Below are 20,363 nucleotides of genomic sequence, written 5' to 3'. Positions count from 1 at the left end.
CCAATTCGGGGATTGCCGCACATCGCGCCCGGCCGCCGCCGTACCGTAGTGGCGGGCGGCACAGATCGTTTGCGAACAGCCGTGGGGAGAGAGGGCCTGGGCCATGGACCGTGGCAGCGAGCGGGACACACCTCCCGGCCGCGGCGCCGGCGAGGCCGCGGCGGGCCGGATTCCGCTTGCCGTGGTGGTCGTCGACCGCGACGGTCTCGTGTCCCACTGGAGCAGCGGCGCGGGCCGCCTGTTCGGCGTCGGGCGGCAGGAGGCGGTCGGGCGTCCCGCGGTGGATCTGCTGCCGGTCTCCGGCGCGCTCTCCGACGACCCGCATGACGACCCGATGCCGGACGCCTACGAGGCGTACGACGAGCTCGGTCCCGACCTGGAGGCCTCCCTCGGCGGCCGCACCGCCTACCCGACCGCCGGCCGGGCCCGCCAGTTCCCGCACAAGGAGGGGCGGTCCGGCGCCGGGGCGACCGACGACGAGCGGATCGACGTCCTCTGGTGGGCCTACCCGCTGGTCGGCCCCGGCCCGTTCCGGCTGCTGGTGCTCGCCGCCGACGCCGTCCGGCTGCGCGAGGAGCGCGGCTACGACGACGAGACGGCCGAGCACATCTCACCCGGCTTCGCCCGCCACACCGAACTCCCCGCCTCCGACGAACTGGAACGCCGGCTCCCCGAGATCCTGCCCAACATGGGCCCCGACCTCAGCGGCCGCATCGTCTCCCAGATCCTCGAACTCGGCTATCCCGTGCTGGAGTTCAGCCAGTTCGACCGGGTGCCCGTGACCCCGTACTGGGGTGTGCCGCGCCGCCCCGGCCGCAACCGCGCCGAGGCGGTCGTGCCGCAGCAGCGGACCGCGCCCGTGATCCCGGCCGGAGCGGAGCTGGACCTGGAGTACGCCGCCGTGCGCGAGCGGCTGGAGTTCCTCAACGAGGTCAGCTCCGGCATCGGCACCTCGCTCGACCTCGGCGAGACCATCCGCGAGGTCACCAGCGCCGCCGTGCCCCGCTTCGCGGACTTCGCCGGCACCCACCTGCGCTCGGCGGTGCTGGCGGGCGAGGGCTTCCCGGACGGCCCGCCGGACGCCAGCACGGTGATGCACCGGGTCTGGGTCGAGCACAACGACGAACCGGGCCGCTGGGACGACACCGTGCCGGTCGGCGAGACGTTCGCCTTCCCCGAGCACACCCCGTTCTACCGGTGCATGGTGACGGGCGAGCCGGTGCTGATCCCGAGGGTCACCGAGGAGCTGTCCAACCGCATCTCCGGCGAGTTCGAGAAGCGCGATCTCAGGCCGCTCATCGGCGGCCGCTCGCTGCTGATCGTGCCGCTCAAGGCGCGCAACGTCGTCCTCGGCTTCATGGTGCTGATGCGCCGCCCGGACCGCGCCGCGTTCGACGACATGGATCGCACCACGGGCGCCGAACTCGCCGCACGCGCGGGCCTGGTGCTCGACAACGCCCGTATGTACACCTACCAGGAGAACGTCGCCGACACCCTGCAGGACAGCATGCTGCCGCAGGTCACCCCGCGGATGGCCGGCTGCGACGTGGCGACCCGCTATCTGCCCGGCACCCGGCTCGGCCGGATCGGCGGCGACTGGTTCGACACCATCAAACTGCCCGGCTGCCGCACCGCCCTCGTCGTCGGTGACGTGATGGGCCACGGGCTGAACTCGGCCGCGATGATGGGCCAGTTGCGCACGGCCGTGCAGACCATGGCCACCATGGAGACGCCGCCCGCCCAACTGCTGCGCAACCTCGACGACCTCGCCCGCCGGCTCGGCGAGAACTACCTCGCCACCTGCCTCTACGCGGTCTACGACCCGATCCGCGGCGAACTGCACCTCGCCAACGCCGGGCACATCCCGCCCGTGCTGGTGCGGGCCGAGGACGGCCGCAGCGAACTGCTCGACCTGCCGACCGGCGCGCCCATAGGCGTGGGCGGTGTCCCCTTCGAGGCCACCGTCGTCCGGGTCGCGCCCGGCGACCGGCTGGTGCTGTGCACCGACGGCCTGGTCGAGGTGCGCGGCTCCGACATCGGCGAGGGCCTGGCCGCGCTCTGCGAGTCCGCCGCCCACCCCGCGGCCTCGATGGACGACGCCTGCGACACCATCATCCGGGCCCTCAACACCCACGGCGGCCGCAAGGACGACGTGGCCCTGCTCATGGCCCGGCTCAACGGCATCCCCGGCGACCACGTCGCCGAGTGGCACTTCGAAGCCGACCCGCGCGAGGTCGGCCGGGTCCGCGGCCTGGTGTGCGAGCGGCTGCTGGACTGGGACCTGCCGCAGGCCGTGGAGACGGCGCGGCTGCTGGTCAGCGAGGTCGTCACCAACGCCGTACGGCACGGCGGCGGCCGGGTCGGACTCCGGGTGGTCCGCACCGACGCCCTGCTGTTCGAGGTCACGGACGACGAGCCGGCCCTGCCCTCCATGCTCGCCGCGGGGCCGTACGACGAGGCCGGGCGCGGTCTGCGGGTGGTCAGCCGGCTGGCCCGCGAGTGGGGCGCCAGCGCCACCGGGCACCACAAGACCGTCTGGTTCGAACAGGGCCTCGCCGAAGGGCGCTGAGCCGGGGGCGCGCCGCCTGCTCAGCGCGCCCCCCGCGGTGGCCACGGCCCGTACATCCGGTGAAGGTGGCCTCCGGACCCTTGCCCCGCACACGGCGATCGCGATATCCCGATCACGCAACCGACCGTGGGGAGATCGCCGTGAACGTCTCGGACAACTATCGCGACAACTGGGAGAGTTACTGGCGGGAGACCGCCGACGGGACGGGAGAGGCGATCTGGGACTCCGACCCGTCCCTGAGTGCCGAGCCGCACAGCGCGCTGCTCCTGCCGTACGCGGACACCGGCCGCCCCATAGTGGACCTGGGCTGCGGCAACGGCACCCAGACCCGCTTCCTCGCCACCCGGTTCGCCCGCGCCGTCGGCGTCGACCTCTCGCACGCCGCAGTCGAGCACGCCCGGCGCGCGGCGAACGGCGGCCCGGTCGAGTTCCAGCAGCTCGACCTGACGGACGGCGGCGCCGTACGGGAACTGCACGAGCGGCTCGGCGACAGCAACGTGTACATGCGCGCCGTCATCCACCAGAGCGAGCCGCACGCCCGCGCCGCGGTGGCCGCCGCGGTCGCCGAGCTCCTCGGCTCCGAGGGGCGCGCGTTCGTCGTCGAGCTGACGTCCGGGTCCCGCGACGTCCTCAAGCAGGCCGCCGGCGGCCCCGAGGGGCCGGGGCCCAAGCTGCGCCGGGTCTTCGACCACGGCCTCAAGCCCGCCGACGCCGACGACGAGGAGATCCCGCGCCTGCTCGGCGAGGCCGGCCTGGAGATACTGGCCACCGGTGAGACCACCGTGCCGCAGACCGAGCACCTGGCCGACGGCACCCGCATCGACCTGCCCGCCCGCTGGTTCGTGCTCGCCCGCAGGTGACGGGGTCCCGGGGCCGGCGGTCACACGTACGGGGGTCGTAGCCGCCGCCCCGGGACACCGCGTAACGTGCGGTGCATGAAGATCCTCATCAGTGCGGACATGGAGGGTGCCACCGGCGTCACCTGGCCGGCCGACGTGCTCCCGGGGACACCGCAGTGGGAGCGGTGCCGTGCCATGTTCACCTCCGACGTGAACGCCGCGGTGCTCGGCTTCTTCGACGGCGGCGCCGACCAGGTGCTCGTCAACGAGGCCCACTGGACCATGCGCAACCTGCTCCTGGAGCGGCTCGACGAGCGGGTCGAGATGCTCACCGGGCGGCACAAGTCGCTCTCCATGGTGGAGGGCGTCCAGCACGGCGACGTCGACGGCATCGCGTTCATCGGCTACCACGCGGGCGCCGGCATGGAGGGCGTCCTCGCCCACACCTACCTCGCGAACCAGATCACCGGGGTGTGGGTGAACGACGTCCGCGCGAGCGAGGGTCTGCTCAACGCGCACGTCGTCGCCGAGTACGGCGTCCCCGTCGTGCTCGTCACCGGCGACGACCTGGCGTGCGAGGACGCCCTCGGGTACGCGCCCGAGGCGCGCAAGGTCGCGGTCAAGGACCATGTGTCCCGGTACGCGGCGGTGTGCCGCACTCCCACCCGCACCGCCGCCGACATCCGCGCCGCGGCCAAGGAGGCCGCCCAGCTCGCCGTCCGGTACGAGCCGGTCGCGGCCGGTCCGTTCACGGTCGCCGTCGAGTTCGACGCCGAGCATCTGGCGATGGCCGCGACCGTCGTGCCCGGCGTGGCACGCGTCGGCGAGCGCAAGGTGGCGTACACCAGCGGGACCATGTACGAGGGAATCCGGACCTTCAAGGCGGTCACCACGATCGTCTCGGCCGCAGTGGAGGAGCAGTATGGCTGACCAGCAGGCCCTGGACGAGGTGGTGGAGTTCACCTCCGGTCTGATCCGCATCGACACCACCAACCGGGGCGGCGGCGACTGCCAGGAGCGGCCGGCCGCCGAGTACGCGGCCGAGCGCCTCGCCGGGGCGGGCCTGGAACCCGTGATGCTGGAGCGGACCCGGGGGCGGACCAACGTCGTCGCCCGGATCGAGGGCACCGACCCGTCCGCCGACGCGCTGCTGGTGCACGGCCATCTCGACGTGGTGCCGGCCGAGGCCGCCGACTGGAGCGTCGACCCGTTCTCGGGCGAGATCCGCGACGGCGTGGTGTGGGGGCGCGGCGCCGTCGACATGAAGAACATGGACGCGATGATCCTCGCGGTCGTCCGCTCCTGGGCCCGGCAGGGCGTACGGCCCCGCCGGGACGTCGTCGTCGCGTTCACCGCCGACGAGGAGGCCAGCGCCGAGGACGGCTCCGGGTTCCTCGCCGACGAGCACCCGGAGCTGTTCGAGGGCTGCACCGAGGGCGTCAGCGAGTCGGGCGCCTTCACCTTCCACGACGGCTCCGGGCGGCAGCTCTACCCGATCGCCGCGGGGGAGCGGGGCACCGGCTGGCTGAAGCTGACCGCACGCGGCCGGGCCGGACACGGCTCCAAGGTGAACAAGGAGAACGCGGTCACCCGGCTCGCCGCCGCCGTCACCCGCATCGGCGAGCACGAGTGGCCGCTCAGGCTGACCCCGACCGTGCGGGCCGCGCTCGGCGAACTGGCCGCTTTGTACGGCGTCGACGCCGACTTCGAGGACGTGGACGGGCTGCTGAGGAAGCTGGGCCCGGCCGCCAAGCTGGTCGAGGCCACCGTCCGCAACAGCGCCAACCCGACGATGCTGGACGCCGGTTACAAGGTCAACGTCATCCCGGGGGAGGCCGTCGCCTACGTGGACGGGCGGTACCTCGCGGGCGGCGAGGAGGAGTTCCGCGACACCCTCGACCGGCTCACCGGACCGGACGTGGACTGGGAGTTCGCCCACCACGAGGTCGCCCTGCAGGCCCCCCTGGACTCGCCCACCTACGCGAGGATGCGGGCGGCCGTCGAGGAGTTCGCGCCCGAGGGGCACGTCGTGCCGTACTGCATGTCCGGCGGGACGGACGCCAAGCAGTTCTCGCGGCTCGGCATCACCGGCTACGGCTTCGCGCCGCTGAAGCTCCCCGAGGACCTCGACTACCAGGCGCTCTTCCACGGCGTCGACGAGCGGGTGCCCGTGGAGGCGCTGCACTTCGGCGTCCGGGTCCTCGACCGGTTCCTGCGGACGGCCTAGGCGATGGGGGAGAACATGCAGCAGCCGTACGGGTCCTGGCCCTCGCCGATCGACGCGGCGCTGGCGGCGGCGCACGACGGGCAGCCGGAGTGGGTGGGCTTCGTCGGCGACGAGGTCTGGTGGACCGAGCCCCGGCCCGCCGAGGGCGGCCGCCGGGCGCTGGTGCGGCGCACGGCCGAGGGCGCCGAGGAGTCGGTGCTGCCCGCGCCGTGGAACGTGCGCACCCGGGTCATCGAGTACGGCGGCCGGCCGTGGACCGGTACGGTCCAGGACGGCGCGCCGCTCGTGGTGTTCGCCAACTTCGCCGACCAGCGGCTGTACCGGTGGGAGCCCGGCACCGAACCCCGCCCGCTCACCCCGCTGTCACCGGTGGGGGGCGGACTGCGCTGGGCGGAGCCGCAGGTGGACCTCGCGCGCGGCGAGGTGTGGTGCGTGCTGGAGGAGTTCACCGGGGACGGCCCGGACGACGTACGGCGCGTCCCGGCCGCCGTCCCGCTGGACGGCTCGGCCGCCGCCGACCGGGCCGCCGTCCGCGAACTCGTGGAGCAGCGGCACCGGTTCGTCACCGGGCCCCGGCTCTCGCCCGACGGCCGCCGGGCCGCCTGGCTGGCCTGGGACCATCCGCGGATGCCGTGGGACGGCACCGAGCTGCTCGTCGGCGAGGTCGGTGACGACGGCACCCTGCACTCGGTCCGCACCGTCGCCGGCGGCCCCGAGGAGTCCGTCGCCCAGGTGGACTGGGCCGCCGACGGCGCCCTGCTGTACGCGAGCGACCGCGGCGGCTGGTGGAACCTCTACCGCGACGGCGCCCCGCTATGCCCGCGCGAGGAGGAGTTCGCCGGGCCGCTGTGGAAGCTCGGCCTGAACTGGTTCGCGCCGCTGGACAACGGCCTGATCGCGGTCGTGCACGGCCGCGGCGTCGCCGTGCTGGGGATACTCGACCCCGAGTCCGGCGAGGTCGTCGACGCCGCCGGGCCCTGGACCGAGTTCGGATCCACCCTCGCCGTCCACGGCGAGCGGGTCGTCGCGGTCGGGGCCGGTACGCGCACCGGGCCCGAGGTGGTGGAACTCGACACCCGGATCGGCCGCGCCCGGGCCATCGGCGCCCGCCACCGGGACGCCGTGGACCCCGCCTACTACCCGCGGCCGGAGACCCGGGTCTTCACCGGGCCCGGCGGCCGCGAGGTGCACGCCCACGTCTACCCGCCGCACCACCCCGGCCGCACCGCCCCCGACGGCGAACTGCCGCCGTACGTCATCTGGGCGCACGGCGGTCCCACCGGCCGGGTGCCGTGCGTACTCGACCTGGAGATCGCCTACTTCACCTCGCGCGGCATCGGAGTCGCCGAGGTCAACTACGGCGGCTCCACCGGATACGGCCGCGCCTACCGGGAGCGGCTGCGCGAGCAGTGGGGCGTGGTGGACGTCGAGGACTGCGCGGCCGTCGCCCGCGCCCTCGCCGACGAGGGCACCGCCGACCGCGGCCGGCTCGCCATCCGGGGCGGCAGCGCGGGCGGCTGGACCACGGCCGCCTCGCTGACCGGGACGGACGTGTACGCCTGCGGCACGATCATCTACCCCGTGCTGGACCTCGCCACCTGGGGGCCGGGGGAGACCCACGACTTCGAGTCGCGCTATCTCGAGTCGCTGATCGGCCCGCTCGCCGAGGTCCCCGAGCGGTACGCCGAGCGTTCGCCCACCACCCACGCCGACCGGCTCACCGCGCCGTTCCTGCTGCTCCAGGGCCTGGACGACGTGATCTGCCCGCCCGCCCAGAGCGAGCGCCTGCTCGCCGGCATCGAGGGCCGGGGCGTGCCGCACGCCTACCTCACCTTCGAGGGGGAGGGGCACGGCTTCCGGCGCGCCGACACCATGGTGCGCGCCCTTGAGGCCGAACTCTCCCTGTACTCCCAGGTGTTCGGCCTCGACCCGACACCGGCCGTGCCGAAGCTGGAGCTGGGCACATGACCATGAGGGAACTGCGCCGGCCGCACCGGCTGGCCCCCGGCGCGCGGGTGGCCGTCGTCGCCCCCAGCGGCCCGGTGCCCGAGGAACGCCTCCAGGCCGGTCTCGACGTGCTGCGCGGCTGGGACCTCGACCCGGTGGTCGCGCCCCATGTGCTGGACCGGCACAGGGAGCTGGGCTATCTGGCGGGCGCCGACGCCGACCGGGCGGCCGATCTGCAGCGCGCCTGGTGCGACCCCGCCGTGGACGCGGTGCTCTGCGCCCGCGGCGGGTACGGCGCCCAGCGCATGGCCGACCTCCTCGACTGGGAGGCGATGCGCGCCGCCGGGCCCAAGGTGTTCGCCGGTTTCAGCGACATCACCGTGCTGCACCAGGCGTTCGCCGCCCGGCTCGGCCTGGTCACCCTGCACGGGCCGGCCGCCGCGGGCGTCGACTTCATCAAGAACGCCCGGGCGCAGGAGCACCTGCGGGCCACCCTGTTCGCACCGGAGACGGTCCGCACCCTCGCCTCGGGCCGCCCCGCCCTGGCCGCGGGACGGGCCCGCGGAGTGACCCTCGGCGGCTGCCTCAGCATGCTCGCCAGTGACCTCGGCACACCCCTGGCCCACCCCGGCGCCCGAGGCGGACTGCTGCTGCTGGAGGACGTGGGAGAGCAGCCGTACCGCGTGGACCGGCTGCTGACCCAGCTCCTGCGCTCCGGCTGGCTCGACGGCGTCGCCGGGATCGGGCTCGGCTCCTGGCGGGACTGCGGCCCGTACGGCGAACTCCGCGCCGTCCTCGCCGACCGGCTCGGCGGGCTCGGGGTGCCGGTCGTCGAGGACATCGGATTCGGGCACTGCGACGGGGCGCTGACGGTGCCGTTCGGAGTGACGGCCGAACTCGACGCCGACGCGGGAACCCTGACGCTGGACGAGCCCGCGCTGCGCTGACCCGCGGCCCCGGCCGGCCCCGGCCCGGCTCGCCGCGCCGGGGCCGGCCGGGGCCGGGAAAACACGGTGGGGTGCCCGGGCCGGTGACGCGTAGGCTGGCCGGATGCCGCACACCGCAGCCCACTACCTCGCCACCGGCCCCCGGGTGGGCATCCGCGCCTTCACCCCCGGGGACGGCCCCGAGTTCACCGCCCGGGCCAGGGAGAGCAAGGACCTGCACCGGCCCTGGCTGTTCCCGCCGGACGACGACGAGGGGTACGCGAGCTACGCCGGGGCGCTCATCAAGGACCCGGCCCGGGCCGGGTTCCTCGTGTGCGAGAAGGACACCGGCGGCATCGCCGGCTTCATCAACATCAACAATATCGTCCGGGGCGGCTTCCAATGCGGCGCCCTCGGCTACGGCGTCTTCGCCCACGCGGCCGGCCGGGGGCTGATGCGCGAGGGCCTCGACCTGGTGATCGGGTACGCGTTCGGGCCGCTCGGACTGCACCGGCTGGAGATCAACGTCCAGCCGGACAACGCCGCCTCGGTCGCCCTGGCCCGCGGCGCCGGCTTCCGGCTGGAGGGCTTCTCACCGGCCATGATCTTCATCGACGGCGCCTGGCGCGACCACGAACGCTGGGCGCTGACCGCCGAGATGCGCACCGCCGACTGAACCTCCGTCCGGCCGAAGGAGAGCCCATGCGAACGCTCGTCGTGCTCGACGCCCCCTCGAACCTGGGTCTGCGCCCGCCGGCCCCCGGCACCGTCCCGGGCTGCTACAAGCTCGCGGGAGCCCTCCGGGAGCAGGGCCTGCCGCGGCGGCTCGGCGCGCGGGAGGGCGGAGTCGTCGTACCGCCCCGCTACGACCGCGGCGACTGGCGGGAGGGCGACGGGGTGTTCAACGCGGCCGCCCTCGCCGGGTACACCGTGCGGCTCGCCGACCGCGTCGAACGCCACCTGCGGGCCGGGGAGTTCCCCGTCGTGCTCGGCGGCGACTGCTCCATCCAGCTCGGCGCCTCCCTCGCCATGCGCCGCCTCGGCCGGTACGGGCTCGCCGCGGTGGACGCCTCGCCCGACTTCCGGCACCCCGGGAACTCCGGCCGGATCGGCGCCGCGGGCGGTGAGGAGGTCGCGCTCGGCACCGGACGCGGCCAGGCGGACCTGACGGACATAGAGGGGCTCCGTCCCTATCTCAGGGACGAGGACGTGCGGTTCTTCGGCATCCGCGACGCATGCACGGACGACCTGGCCGAACTCGCCTCGCTGAAGATGCCGGCCGCCACCGTCGCCGGTATCCGCGCCGAGGGCCCCGGGCCGGTCGCCCGTGCCGCCGCCGAGGCCTTCCGGGCACCCGGACTCGACGGCTTCTGGGTCCACCTGGACGCCGACGTACTGGACCCGTCCGTGATGCCGGCCGTCGACAGCCCCGACCCCGACGGCCTGCTGCCGGCCGAACTGGAGGAGCTGCTCCGCCCGTTGCTCGCCTCCCCGCGCTGCGTGGGCCTCAACGTCACCATCTACGACCCCGACCTCGACCCCGAGGGCACGGCGGCAGCCCTGCTGGCGGACCTGGTCGTGGCCGCCTTTGCGCAATCCTGACCGGCAGATCCCCTGGCCGACTCGGCGCACGCCGGGTTCCATGGTCATCGTGACGAGGATCCGACGTGAGGTCATCACCCTGCCCGCCGCGCGGTTGGGCCCCGACAACCCCCTGCCCCCGCTCCGCCCCCTCGACGAGATGCACCGCGTCGACGACCGGGACCGCGGGGACATGCCCCGGGACATGACCCGGCAGCTCGACTACGAGCCGCTGCGCAGCCTCCTGCCGGTGCGGGTGCGCGACGGGTACGGCAGAACCCGCGAACCCCGCGCCCTGCAGGCCCTGGTGATCGAGAACGACCGGCTGCGCGCCACCGTGCTGCCCGGCCTCGGCGGCCGCATCGCCTCCCTGGTCCACCTGCCCACCGGACGCGAACTCCTCTACCGCAACCCGGTGTTCCAGCCCGCCAACTTCGCGCTCAACGGCGCCTGGTACTCCGGCGGCATCGAGTGGAACATCGGCGCCACCGGCCACACCACCCTGTCCTGCGCACCTCTGCACGCCGCCCCCGTCCCCGCTCCCGACGGCGGCGCCATGCTGCGCCTGTGGGAGTGGGAGCGGCTGCGCGACCTGCCGTTCCAGGTCGACCTGTGGCTCCCGCCGGGCTCCGACTTCCTGTACGTGGGCGTCCGTGTCCGCAACCCGCACGAGCACCCGGCGCCCGTCTACTGGTGGTCCAACATCGCCGTCCCCGAGGACCGCCGGGTCCTCGCCCCCGCCGACGAGGCCTGGCAGTTCGGCTACGAGCGCCGGCTCCGCCGGGTGCCGGTCCCCAGCCATGACGGCGTCGACCGCACCCACCCCCTCAACAGCCCTTACGCCGCCGACTACTTCTACGAGGTCCCGGACGGCCGGCGCCGCTGGATCGCCGCGCTGGACACCGACGGGCACGGCCTCGTGCAGACCTCCACCGACGCGCTGCGCGGCCGGAAGCTGTTCGTGTGGGGCAGCGGCCCCGGCGGCCGGCGCTGGCAGGAGTGGCTGACCGAGCCCGGCACCGCCGGCTACTGCGAGATCCAGGCCGGTCTCGCCCGCACCCAGCTCGAGCACGTCCGGCTGGAACCCGGGAGCGAGCTGTCCTGGCTGGAGGCGTACGGCCCGCTGGACGCCGACCCCGACGGCCCCTCGTGGTCCGCGGTCGTGCGGGGCGCCGAGGACCGGCTGGCGGCGGTCCTGCCGCGGGCCCGCGTCGAGCAGGCGTACGCGGACTGGCAGCCGTACGCCGACACCGAACCCGGCGAGCGGCTGGCCACCGGCTCCGGCTGGGGCGCGCTCGAGGTCCGGCGCGCCGGCTGGAAACTGCCCGGCACGCCGTTCCCCGAGTCGACCCTCGGCGAGGCGCAGGAGCCCTGGCTGGAGCTGCTGCGCACCGGATCGCTGCCGGAACCGCGCCGGGTCCGCCCGCCCGGCGAGACGCTGGTCGCCCCGCACTGGCGGGACATGCTGGAGACCGCGCCCGCCACCCCGCACACCGAGTACCACCTCGGCGTCGCCCAGTGGCACGCCGGCGACCGCGCCCAGGCGGTACGGAGCTGGGAGCGGGCCCTGCCGCTCGCCCCTTCCCAGTGGCCGCTGCTGCGCTGCCTGGCCGTCGCCGACCAGGAGTCCGGCCACCACGAGCGGGCCGCCGACCGGTACGCGGAGGCCTTCGACGACCTGTGCCGCGAACGGCTCCCCCACTGCCTGAACGGCGTGGGAGGTGCCCCCACCGACGGCGAGGCCTGGACCGCCGCCGTGGCCGCGCTCGGCCGGGAGGCGCTCGACGCGCTGCTGCGGGCCGGGCGCACGGCGCAGGCCCGCGCGGTGTGGGACCGGCTGCTGCCCGCCGTGCGGAGCCGCGGCGCGTTCCGGCTGCTGGAGGCCGGGCTGCTGCTCGCCGAGGGGCGGCGGGCGGACGCCCGGGCCGTCCTCGACGACGGCTTCGAGGTGGCGGACCTGCGGGAGGGCGCGGACGTGATCGAGCGGCTGTGGGCCCGGGTCACCGACGAGCCGCTGCCAGCCCGCCTCGACTTCCGGATGCGGCCGGACGCCGGCTGAGCGGGCGGCTCAGCCGCTCTGGTCCACGTACTCGAAGACCGAGCCGTCCGGGTGCATCGCCAGCAGGTTCCGGCCCGCCGGGGTCGGCACCGGCCCGGCGATGACCCGGGCGCCCAGGTCGGTCAGCAGCCGGTGCGCCTCGGTCACGTCCTTGACGGCGATCGTCGCCGTCACCTTGCGCAGCACCTCCAGCTCCGCCTCCGGGCCGCTCATCAGGAGGAAGGAGCCGATCGCGGCCACCTCGACCCCGCCGCGCTCGAACCGGAGCGCCCGGCCGCCCGCCAGCCGCTCGTAGAAGGGGACCGCGGTGTCGAGGTCGTCGACGCAGATGCGCAGTGTGGCGCCCAGAATCTCCATGCGCACGAGCCTAGTTGGGACGTCGGGGCCGGCGCAGGCGAGTCCCGGGCGGGCGCCGGGCGACGCCGTTACCGCGCGAGGCCGGCGGGTAGGCGTAGGACATGGACCGTTTGGATCACCTGGAACATCTGGACAAGCACCTCGTCGAAGAGCTGGCACAGGTGGCACGCGAGACGGTACGCGACGAACTGCGCGAGCAGAGCCGCAAGCAGCGCCGCACCGCCATGCTCTACGCCGCCTCGGGCGCCGTCGCCCTGTACGCGGGCGGCGCCCTGGCGCTCGCGGTGGGCCTCGCCCTGGCCGTGGGCCTGCCGGGCTGGGCGGCGGCACTGATCACCGCCGCGATCCTGGGCGCCCTCGCCTACGTGCTGCGCGGCGCCGCCCACCCGAAACCCGGCCACGCCCCCACCCCCTACCCCCCGATGCCCACCGTCCCCCCGGACGAAGTCCCCCACCGCAGGGCCTGACCCCACCCCCGCGCCCATCAGGGGCGCGGGGAACTGCGCGACCAGCCACAACAGACCCGCACCCGACAACGCACCACGCCGCCCCCGACACCGGAGCCGAATAAGCAAGCGGCAACCAGGTCAGGGGCGCGGGGAACCGCGCACCCAGCCAAAACGCACCCGCACCGGAAAACGCACCGCTCACCCGAGCCGCGGCAGCACCTTCGTGCGGTAGAAGTCGAAGAACCCCTTCTGATCAGCCCCGATCTGGTTCACGTACACCCGGTCGAACCCCGCGTCACCGAACGCCCGCAGCGCCGCGACATGCTCGTCGACGTCGTCCCCGCACACCGACTTCTCCCGCACCATGTCCTCGGTGACCAGCTCCGCGAGCTGCTCGAAGTGCCGCGGCGAGGGCAGCACCTGCCCCATCTCGCCCGGCAGCAGCTCGTTGTACCAGAGCCTGCGCACCGTCCGCACGCACTCGTCGCGGTCGGTCCCGTAACAGACCTTCGTACCGCCGCTGACCGGCTTGGCCCCGCCGCCGCCCTTGCGGAACTGGGTGACCATCTCCTCGTCCGGCATCATCGTGATGTAGCCGTCGCCCACCCGCGCGGCCAGTGAGGTGGCCTTCGGGCCGAAGCCGGAGATGTCGATCGGGACGGGCTCGTCCGGGATCGTGTACAGCCGGGCGTTCTCCACCGTGTAGTGCGTGCCGTGGTGGTTGACCTCCTCGCCGGTGAACAGCCGGCGCATCACCTGGATCGACTCCTCCAGCATCTCCAGCCGCACATGCGCCGGGGGCCAGCGATCGCCGAGGATGTGCTCGTTCAGCGCCTCGCCGGTGCCGACCCCGAGCCGGAAGCGGCCGCCGGTCAGCACCGCGCTGGTCGCCGCGGCCTGCGCCAGCACCGCGGGGTGGATCCGTACCGTCGGGCAGGTCACGGCCGTCTCGATGGGCAGCGAAACGGCCTCCGACAGCGCGCCGATCATCGACCAGACGAACGGGCTCTGGCCCTGCTCGCCGTTCCACGGGTGGTAGTGGTCGGAGATCCACAGCGCCTGGAATCCGGCCTGCTCGGCCATGCGGGCCTGTTCGATCAGCTCGGCCGGCCCGTGCTCCTCGCAGGCCAGGAAATAACCGTATTCGGGCATGACGGACACCTCCGCGCGACCGGACGGCCGGATTCGCGACTGGTGGGGGGCTTCGGGACCCGGGCCGGGTAACCGCCGCCGTCCGGGCGAAACGCGGGCGCGACCGGCGTCCGGGTGAGCCGGGCGGCGTTTGGGTGCGACGGCCCCGGCTACGCGGAATGCCTGGAGGGAGCCACACCGCCGGAAGGACACCCGTGAGTCGACCACGTGTCGTGATCGTCGGCGCCGGCTTCGCCGGGTACCGGGCTGCCCGCACCCTCGCCCGGATCACCCGCGGCCGCGCCCTGATCACCCTGCTCAACCCGACCGACTACTTCCTGTACCTGCCGCTGCTGCCCCAGGTGTCCGCCGGGATCCTGGACGCCCGCAGGGTCACCGTCTCGCTGCCCGGCACCCTGCGCGGGGTGCGTCTGGTGCTCGGCGAGGCCGGCCGGGTCGACTTCGACCGGCGCACCGTCCACTACCGGGACCCCGAGGACCGCGCCGGGACCCTCGGCTACGACCGGCTGGTGCTGGCCGTGGGCAGCGTCAACAAGCTGTTGCCGATCCCCGGCGTCGCCGAGCACGCGCACGGGTTCCGCGGGCTGCCCGAGGCCCTGTACCTGCGCGACCACGTCACCCGGCAGGTGGAACTCGCCGCGACGGAGGACGACCCGGAGGTCCGCGCCGCGCGGTGCACCTTCGTCGTGGTCGGCGCCGGCTACACCGGCACCGAGGTGGCCGCGCAGATGCGGATGCTCACCGACCACCTGGCCCGCCGCGACCTGCCCGGTGGGGCCCGGCCCCGCTGGATCCTGCTGGACACCGCGCCGCGCGTGCTGCCGGAGATGGACGAACGGCTCTCCCGCACCGCGGACCGGGTGCTGCGGGCGCGCGGCGTGGACGTCCGCACGGGCACCTCCGTGAAGGAGGCCACGCACGACGGCGTCCTGCTCACCGACGGCGAGTTCGTGCCGTCGCGGACCCTGGTCTGGTGCGTCGGGGTCCGGCCCGATCCGCTGATCGAGGACGTCGGGCAGCCGCTGGAGCGGGGCCGGCTCATCGTCGATCCGTACCTCCAGGTGCCGGGCCGCACCGAGGTGTTCGCCTGCGGTGACGCGGCGGCCGTGCCGGACCTGGAGCGTCCCGGCGAGTTCACCCCGATGACCGCCCAGCACGCCTGGCGGCAGGGCAGGGTGGCCGGCGAGAACGTGGCCGCCTCGCTCGGCCTCGGCCGCCGCCGGCGCGCCTACCGCCACCGCGACCTCGGCTTCGCCGTGGACCTCGGCGGCGTACGGGCCGCGGCGAACCCGTTCGGCGTCCCGCTGTCCGGCCCGCCGGCCGCCGCGGTCACCCGCGGCTACCACCTGGCCGCACTGCCCGGCAACCGCCTGCGCGTCGCCGCCGACTGGCTGCTGGACTCCGTACTTCCGCGCCAGACCGTGCAGTTGGGTCTCGTGCGGTCCTGGTCGGTCCCCCTCGACACGGCATCCCCCGAGCTGGCCCGGGTACCCGGCGGCCCCGGACGTCCGGGCGGCGGCGCACACGGCGACGACGGCGAACCGTCCGCCGGCCGGCAGGCGGACCCCCGCGCGGCGGACCGGCCCGCATCCGCACCGCCCACCGGCCGTCCCGCCCCCGGTCCCGTCCGGCGCACCGACTCCGCGGCCCCCGCGGACCCACCCGAAGCAGCAGAAGGAGATTCATGAACACCGCCGAACTCGCCGAACTCGGCCAGCAGTTGCGCGTGGACAGCGTGCGGGCCGCCGCCGCGGCGGGATCCGGGCATCCCACCTCGTCGATGTCCGCAGCCGACCTGATGGCCGTGCTGCTCGCCAACCACCTGCGCTACGACTTCGAGCGCCCCGAGCACCCCGCCAACGACCGCTTCGTGCTCTCCAAGGGCCATGCCTCGCCGCTGCTGTACGCCGCCTACAAGGCGGCCGGCGCCATCGAGGACGGCGAGCTGCTGACCTTCCGCAAGCTCGGCAGCCGCCTGGAGGGGCACCCGACCCCGCGCCGGCTGCCCTGGGTGGAGACCGCCACCGGCTCGCTCGGCCAGGGCCTGCCCGTCGGCGTGGGCATCGCGCTCGCCGGACAGCGGCTGGACCGCACCGGCTACCGCGTGTGGGTGCTGTGCGGGGACAGCGAACTGGCCGAGGGCTCCGTCTGGGAGGCCGCCGAGCACGCCGCGTACGAGAACCTGGACAACCTCGTGGCCGTCGTGGACGTCAACCGGCTGGGCCAGCGCGGCCCGACCCGGCACGGCCACGACCTGGACGCCTACGCCCGCCGTTTCCAGGCCTTCGGCTGGCACACCGTCGAGATCGACGGCCATGACGTCGACGCCATCGACCGCGCGTACGGCGAGGCACTGTCGACGACCGGACAGCCCACCGTGATCCTCGCCCGCACCCTCAAGGGCAAGGGCGTCGCCGCCGTCGAGGACCGCGAGGGCCTGCACGGCAAGCCGCTGCCCGAGGCCGAGGAGGCCATCGCCGAGCTGGGCGGACCGCGCGAGCTGAAGGTCCGGGTCAGCGAGCCGGCCGCCGCGGCCGCCCTCCGCTCCCTCAGCACCGACGCGGTCCGGCTGCCGCAGTACGACAAGGGCGAGGAGGTGGCCACCCGGGACGCCTTCGGCAAGGCCCTCGCCGCGCTCGGCGCCGCCCGCGGCGACGTAGTCGCGCTGGACGGCGAGGTGGGCGACTCCACCCGTACCGAGGTGTTCGCGAAGGAGCACCCCGACCGCTTCTTCGAGTGCTACATCGCCGAACAGCAGCTCGTCGCCACCGCCGTCGGCATGGCGGCCCGCGGCTGGGTGCCGTACGCCTCGACGTTCGCGGCCTTCCTCAGCCGCGCCCACGACTTCGTCCGCATGGCCTCCATCAGCGGCAGCGGGATCAACCTGGTCGGCTCGCACGCCGGCGTGGCGATCGGGCAGGACGGGCCCTCGCAGATGGGCCTGGAGGACCTGGCGCTGTTCCGGTCCGTGTACGGCTCGACCGTGCTGTACCCGTGCGACGCCAACCAGACGGCCAGGCTGATCGCCACCATGGCCGGCCTCGACGGCGTCCGCTACCTGCGCACCTCGCGTGGCAAGAGCCCGGTGATCTACGGCCCCGAGGAGGAGTTCCCGGTCGGCGGCAGCAAGGTGCTGCGCTCCGGTGAGCAGGACCGGCTGACCGTCGTCGCGGCCGGCGTCACCGTGCACGAGGCCCTGGCGGCCGCCGACCGGCTCGCCCAGGACGGCATCCAGATCCGCGTGATCGACCTGTACTCCGTCAAGCCCGTCGACGGCGAGACCCTGCGCCGGGCCGGCGAGGAGACCGGCTGCCTGCTCACCGTCGAGGACCACCACGAGGAGGGCGGTCTCGGCGACGCCGTCGCCGAGGCGTTCGCCGACGGGCGGCCCGTGCCCCGCCTGGTCCGGCTCGCGGTGCGCACCATGCCGGGCTCGGCCGCGCCCGACGAGCAGCTGCACGCCGCCGGCATCGACGCCACGGGCATCGCGGCCGCGGCCAAGCTGCTGGTCGAGGAGGCGGTCGTGGGATGAGCGACGACGACACGCGGACGATACGGGTGGGCGGCCGCACGGTGCGCGTCCGGCGGCCCGGGAAGGTCCTCCTCCCGGGCGGCGCCGAGGGCTTCACCAAGAACGATCTCGCCGAGTACCTCCGGTCTGTCGCGCCGTATCTGCTGCCGCACCTGCGGGGCCGTCCGCTGATGCTGGAACGGTATCCGGACGGCCTCGACGGCCCCCGCTTCATGCAGAAGAACACCCCCGACCACTACCCGGACTGGATCACCCGGGCCGAGGTCGCCAAGGAGGGCGGCACGGTGACGCACGTCGTCTGCGACGACACCGCCACCCTGCTGTACCTCGCCGACCAGGCCTGCCTCACCCTGCACCGCTGGCTCTCCCGCACCGACCGGGCCGGCGGTCCGGACCACCCCGACCGGCTGGTCTTCGACCTCGACCCGGCCCCGGCACCCGCGGGGACCAGCGCCGCCCCCGAGGAGACCTTCGCCCCGGTCCGGGAGGCGGCCGGCGTGCTCCGTGAGCTGCTGGACGAGCTGGGTCTGCCCGCGGCGCCGATGACCACGGGCTCGCGGGGGCTGCACCTGGTCGTCCCGCTCGACGGCCGCCACGACTTCGACGAGGTACGCCGGTTCGCCCATGACGTGGCCGAGTTCGCGGCAGCCGAGCACCCCGGCCGGCTCACCACCGCCGCCCGCAAGCGCGACCGAGGCGATCGCCTCTACCTGGACGTGCAGCGCAACGGCTACGCGCAGACCGCCGTGGCCCCCTACACCGTCCGCGCTCTGCCCGGCGCGCCCGTCGCGGTGCCCCTAAGCTGGGAACAGGTGGCCGATCCGGGCGTACACGCCCGCCGCTGGACCATCGCCGACGCCGCCGACCAGGCCCGCACGGACCCGTGGGCCGCACTGCCGGGCCGGGGACGCGCACTCGGGCCCGCCCAGCGCCGCCTCGCGGGACTGAAGGGCTGACGACGGCCGGTCCTGACCGGTTCCGGGCCCGCGTTCACCGTCTGTCACCTGCGGCTTCGAGAACCCGCGTCCCCGGAATGTTTGGCCAAGGGATGAGCGGCCACACGCAGGGGAGAGGTGGCCATGACGAACACAAAGAACACTCAACAGTCACAGGACTCACAGGATTCACAGGAAAAGCAGAACTCGTCCCAGACGGACGACGACGCGCCGCAGGGCGCGGCCACCGGCCGGCGGCCGCGTCCCATGGAAGTGCTGCGCGAGGCACGCGCCCAGCTCGCCGAGCTGACCGGGCTCCAGCCGGAGTCGGTGTCCTCCTTCGAGCAGACCGAGGACGGATGGTCGCTCGACGTGGAGGTCCTGGAGCTCGAGCGGGTCCCGGACACCATGAGCCTGATGGCGAGTTACCAGGTGGAGCTGGACGCGGAGGGGCAGCTCACGGGCTATCGCCGCGTCCGCCGCTACGAACGCGGACGGGCGGACGCGCGCGGCCGCTGAGCCCCCGTCCTCCGCGCCCGGCACCACCGGCGCACCGCTTGTCCGATCACCGAGAAGGAGGAATGGCCGGCATGACCGTTGTACCGGCACAACAGAGCGGCGGCGGAGGCGGCAGCAGCGGCCTCTACGACGTGCTGGAACTGGTTCTGGACAGGGGGCTCGTGATCGACGCGTTCGTCCGTGTCTCCCTGGTCGGCATCGAGATCCTGAAGATCGACGTCCGCGTCGTCGTGGCCAGCGTCGACACGTACCTGCGCTTCGCCGAGGCGTGCAACCGCCTCGACCTGGAGTCGGGTCCGAACAAGAGCCCCGGCCTGCCCGAGATCGTCGGCGAGGTCACCGAGTCCGGTGCCCGCGGCAAGAGCAAGGGCGCCCTGTCCGGCGCCGCCGAGACCATATCCGGCGCCTTCCAGCAGGCCCGTGACGAGGGCCAGGAGGGGCAGCGGGAGTCCCGGCCGCGCGCCCGCAAGACCGCGACCCGGCGTAAGGAGGAGTCGGAGTGAGCACCTACGTCTACGGCATCACCGCCCGTTCGCACCCGGCGCTCCCCGAAGGCATGTCCGGCGTGGGCGAGCCGCCGATGCCGGTGCGCGTGCTGACGGCCGGCGACCTGGCGGCCGTGGTGAGCGACGCGCCCGAGGGGCTGCGGCCCAAGCGCAGGGACCTGCTCGCGCACCAGAACGTGCTCGCCGAGACCGGCGCGGCCGGCTGCATCCTGCCGATGCGGTTCGGCAGCGTCGCCCCCGACGACGACTCCGTCACCCAGGTGCTGGGCGAGCGCGCGCAGCACTACCAGGAGCGGCTGCGGGAGCTGGACGGCAAGGTCGAGTACAACGTCAAGGCCACGCACGTCGAAGAGGCGGTACTGCACCGCGTGATGGCCGAGAACGCTGAGGTGCGTTCCCTGGCCGAGGCCAACCGGCAGTCCGGCGGCGGTAGTTACGACGACAAGATCCGGCTCGGCGAGATGGTCGCGGCGGCGGTCAAGGACAAGGAGGCCGAGGACGCGGCCGAGGTGCGCGCCGCCCTCGAAACGGCCGGCTCCGCACTGAGCGTGGGCCCCGAGTCCACCGGCTGGCTGGTCAACCTGTCGTTCCTGGTGCCCCGGGACACGGCCGAGGAGTTCCTGGCCGCGGTCGAGCAGGTCCGCACCAGCCACCCCCATCTCGATCTGCGGGTCAACGGACCACTCCCGCCGTACAGCTTCGTGGAGCCCGGCCCCGCCGCGCCCGCGGACAGCACGGCCGGCGCCGACGCGGGAGCGCAGTAAC

At 74.2% G+C, this 20,363-nt stretch carries 18 protein-coding genes; 16 read left to right on the top strand and 2 right to left on the bottom strand.

Annotation, left to right across the window (positions count from 1 at the left end):
* Positions 1-103 precede the first annotated feature (103 nt).
* The 9 genes from ACFYU0_RS17610 (at position 104) to ACFYU0_RS17570 (ending at position 12,148) form a co-directional block, all read left to right on the top strand.
* On the top strand, positions 104-2,569 hold the full coding sequence (locus tag ACFYU0_RS17610; protein WP_389302021.1) for a SpoIIE family protein phosphatase: 2,466 nt from the start codon (positions 104-106) through the stop codon (positions 2,567-2,569).
* A gap of 140 nt (positions 2,570-2,709) precedes the next feature.
* Positions 2,710-3,429 carry a class I SAM-dependent methyltransferase gene (locus ACFYU0_RS17605; protein WP_389302018.1) on the top strand — a complete coding sequence of 240 codons (720 nt, stop codon included), beginning with the start codon at positions 2,710-2,712 and terminating at the stop codon, positions 3,427-3,429.
* 75 nt (positions 3,430-3,504) lie between these two features.
* Entirely contained in the window at positions 3,505-4,338 is an 834-nt protein-coding gene (locus tag ACFYU0_RS17600; RefSeq protein WP_389302015.1) for a M55 family metallopeptidase, read from the top strand.
* On the top strand, positions 4,331-5,635 hold the full coding sequence (locus tag ACFYU0_RS17595) for a M20/M25/M40 family metallo-hydrolase (protein WP_351669045.1): 1,305 nt from the start codon (positions 4,331-4,333) through the stop codon (positions 5,633-5,635). Before ACFYU0_RS17600 ends, ACFYU0_RS17595 begins: the two co-directional genes overlap by 8 nt.
* A 3-nt stretch (positions 5,636-5,638) precedes the next feature.
* Positions 5,639-7,603: a prolyl oligopeptidase family serine peptidase gene (locus tag ACFYU0_RS17590; protein ID WP_389302012.1), complete on the top strand. Its 1,965-nt coding sequence runs from the start codon at positions 5,639-5,641 to the stop codon at positions 7,601-7,603.
* A 2-nt stretch (positions 7,604-7,605) separates the two neighbouring features.
* Positions 7,606-8,529 carry an LD-carboxypeptidase gene (locus ACFYU0_RS17585; protein ID WP_389302774.1) on the top strand — a complete coding sequence of 308 codons (924 nt, stop codon included), beginning with the start codon at positions 7,606-7,608 and terminating at the stop codon, positions 8,527-8,529.
* Between the two features lie 103 nt (positions 8,530-8,632).
* Complete coding sequence (locus tag ACFYU0_RS17580) at positions 8,633-9,184, top strand: GNAT family N-acetyltransferase (protein WP_351669040.1); 552 nt, start codon at positions 8,633-8,635, stop codon at positions 9,182-9,184.
* A gap of 26 nt (positions 9,185-9,210) precedes the next feature.
* On the top strand, positions 9,211-10,110 hold the full coding sequence (locus ACFYU0_RS17575) for an arginase family protein (protein WP_351669038.1): 900 nt from the start codon (positions 9,211-9,213) through the stop codon (positions 10,108-10,110).
* A 40-nt stretch (positions 10,111-10,150) separates the two neighbouring features.
* Positions 10,151-12,148: a DUF5107 domain-containing protein gene (locus tag ACFYU0_RS17570; protein ID WP_389302008.1), complete on the top strand. Its 1,998-nt coding sequence runs from the start codon at positions 10,151-10,153 to the stop codon at positions 12,146-12,148.
* Positions 12,149-12,157: 9 nt separating this feature from the next.
* Here the strand turns inward: ACFYU0_RS17570 and ACFYU0_RS17565 are convergent, their stop codons facing one another.
* A complete protein-coding gene (locus ACFYU0_RS17565) occupies positions 12,158-12,505 on the bottom strand; it encodes a VOC family protein (RefSeq protein ID WP_389302004.1) in 348 nt (115 codons plus the stop codon).
* Between the two features lie 101 nt (positions 12,506-12,606).
* Here ACFYU0_RS17565 and ACFYU0_RS17560 point away from each other — a divergent pair, with 101 nt between their 5' ends.
* Positions 12,607-12,972, top strand: coding sequence for a phage holin family protein (locus tag ACFYU0_RS17560; protein WP_389302001.1), 366 nt, complete (start codon positions 12,607-12,609; stop codon positions 12,970-12,972).
* A gap of 180 nt (positions 12,973-13,152) precedes the next feature.
* Here ACFYU0_RS17560 and ACFYU0_RS17555 read toward each other — a convergent pair whose 3' ends face one another.
* Complete coding sequence (locus ACFYU0_RS17555) at positions 13,153-14,106, bottom strand: LLM class F420-dependent oxidoreductase (RefSeq protein ID WP_389301999.1); 954 nt, start codon at positions 14,104-14,106, stop codon at positions 13,153-13,155.
* A 194-nt stretch (positions 14,107-14,300) separates the two neighbouring features.
* Between ACFYU0_RS17555 and ACFYU0_RS17550 the strand changes: the two genes are divergently transcribed.
* From ACFYU0_RS17550 to ACFYU0_RS17525, 6 genes are all read left to right on the top strand, one after another.
* Entirely contained in the window at positions 14,301-15,794 is a 1,494-nt protein-coding gene (locus tag ACFYU0_RS17550; protein WP_389301998.1) for an NAD(P)/FAD-dependent oxidoreductase, read from the top strand.
* On the top strand, positions 15,791-17,638 hold the full coding sequence (locus tag ACFYU0_RS17545; RefSeq protein WP_351669027.1) for a transketolase: 1,848 nt from the start codon (positions 15,791-15,793) through the stop codon (positions 17,636-17,638). Before ACFYU0_RS17550 ends, ACFYU0_RS17545 begins: the two co-directional genes overlap by 4 nt.
* Positions 17,635-18,594: a non-homologous end-joining DNA ligase gene (ligD, locus tag ACFYU0_RS17540; protein ID WP_389301994.1), complete on the top strand. Its 960-nt coding sequence runs from the start codon at positions 17,635-17,637 to the stop codon at positions 18,592-18,594. The genes ACFYU0_RS17545 and ligD overlap by 4 nt, the downstream gene beginning before the upstream one ends.
* A gap of 123 nt (positions 18,595-18,717) precedes the next feature.
* Positions 18,718-19,092 (top strand): gas vesicle protein, encoded by a 375-nt coding sequence (locus ACFYU0_RS17535; RefSeq protein ID WP_351669023.1) that lies wholly within the window; start codon positions 18,718-18,720, stop codon positions 19,090-19,092.
* 71 nt (positions 19,093-19,163) lie between these two features.
* Positions 19,164-19,595, top strand: coding sequence for a gas vesicle structural protein GvpA (locus ACFYU0_RS17530; protein ID WP_389301991.1), 432 nt, complete (start codon positions 19,164-19,166; stop codon positions 19,593-19,595).
* Positions 19,592-20,362 (top strand): GvpL/GvpF family gas vesicle protein, encoded by a 771-nt coding sequence (locus tag ACFYU0_RS17525; protein WP_351669019.1) that lies wholly within the window; start codon positions 19,592-19,594, stop codon positions 20,360-20,362. The genes ACFYU0_RS17530 and ACFYU0_RS17525 overlap by 4 nt, the downstream gene beginning before the upstream one ends.
* Position 20,363 lies beyond the last annotated feature (1 nt).

Source organism: Streptomyces sp. NPDC003720, from assembly GCF_042875075.1.
Lineage (GTDB): Bacteria > Actinomycetota > Actinomycetes > Streptomycetales > Streptomycetaceae > Streptomyces.
Note: the sequence above shows the minus strand (reverse complement) of the source record. Positions and strands in the feature narration are given on the sequence as shown.

Coding starts and splice junctions, on each gene's coding strand:
- ACFYU0_RS17610 (WP_389302021.1), top strand. CDS start 104: ATGGACCGTGGCAGCGAGCGGGACACACCTCCCGGCCGCGGCGCCGGC.
- ACFYU0_RS17600 (WP_389302015.1), top strand. CDS start 3,505: ATGAAGATCCTCATCAGTGCGGACATGGAGGGTGCCACCGGCGTCACC.
- ACFYU0_RS17595 (WP_351669045.1), top strand. CDS start 4,331: ATGGCTGACCAGCAGGCCCTGGACGAGGTGGTGGAGTTCACCTCCGGT.
- ACFYU0_RS17590 (WP_389302012.1), top strand. CDS start 5,639: ATGGGGGAGAACATGCAGCAGCCGTACGGGTCCTGGCCCTCGCCGATC.
- ACFYU0_RS17585 (WP_389302774.1), top strand. CDS start 7,606: ATGAGGGAACTGCGCCGGCCGCACCGGCTGGCCCCCGGCGCGCGGGTG.
- ACFYU0_RS17580 (WP_351669040.1), top strand. CDS start 8,633: ATGCCGCACACCGCAGCCCACTACCTCGCCACCGGCCCCCGGGTGGGC.
- ACFYU0_RS17575 (WP_351669038.1), top strand. CDS start 9,211: ATGCGAACGCTCGTCGTGCTCGACGCCCCCTCGAACCTGGGTCTGCGC.
- ACFYU0_RS17570 (WP_389302008.1), top strand. CDS start 10,151: ATGGTCATCGTGACGAGGATCCGACGTGAGGTCATCACCCTGCCCGCC.
- ACFYU0_RS17565 (WP_389302004.1), bottom strand. CDS start 12,505: ATGGAGATTCTGGGCGCCACACTGCGCATCTGCGTCGACGACCTCGAC.
- ACFYU0_RS17560 (WP_389302001.1), top strand. CDS start 12,607: ATGGACCGTTTGGATCACCTGGAACATCTGGACAAGCACCTCGTCGAA.
- ACFYU0_RS17555 (WP_389301999.1), bottom strand. CDS start 14,106: ATGCCCGAATACGGTTATTTCCTGGCCTGCGAGGAGCACGGGCCGGCC.
- ACFYU0_RS17545 (WP_351669027.1), top strand. CDS start 15,791: ATGAACACCGCCGAACTCGCCGAACTCGGCCAGCAGTTGCGCGTGGAC.
- ligD (WP_389301994.1), top strand. CDS start 17,635: ATGAGCGACGACGACACGCGGACGATACGGGTGGGCGGCCGCACGGTG.
- ACFYU0_RS17535 (WP_351669023.1), top strand. CDS start 18,718: ATGACGAACACAAAGAACACTCAACAGTCACAGGACTCACAGGATTCA.
- ACFYU0_RS17530 (WP_389301991.1), top strand. CDS start 19,164: ATGACCGTTGTACCGGCACAACAGAGCGGCGGCGGAGGCGGCAGCAGC.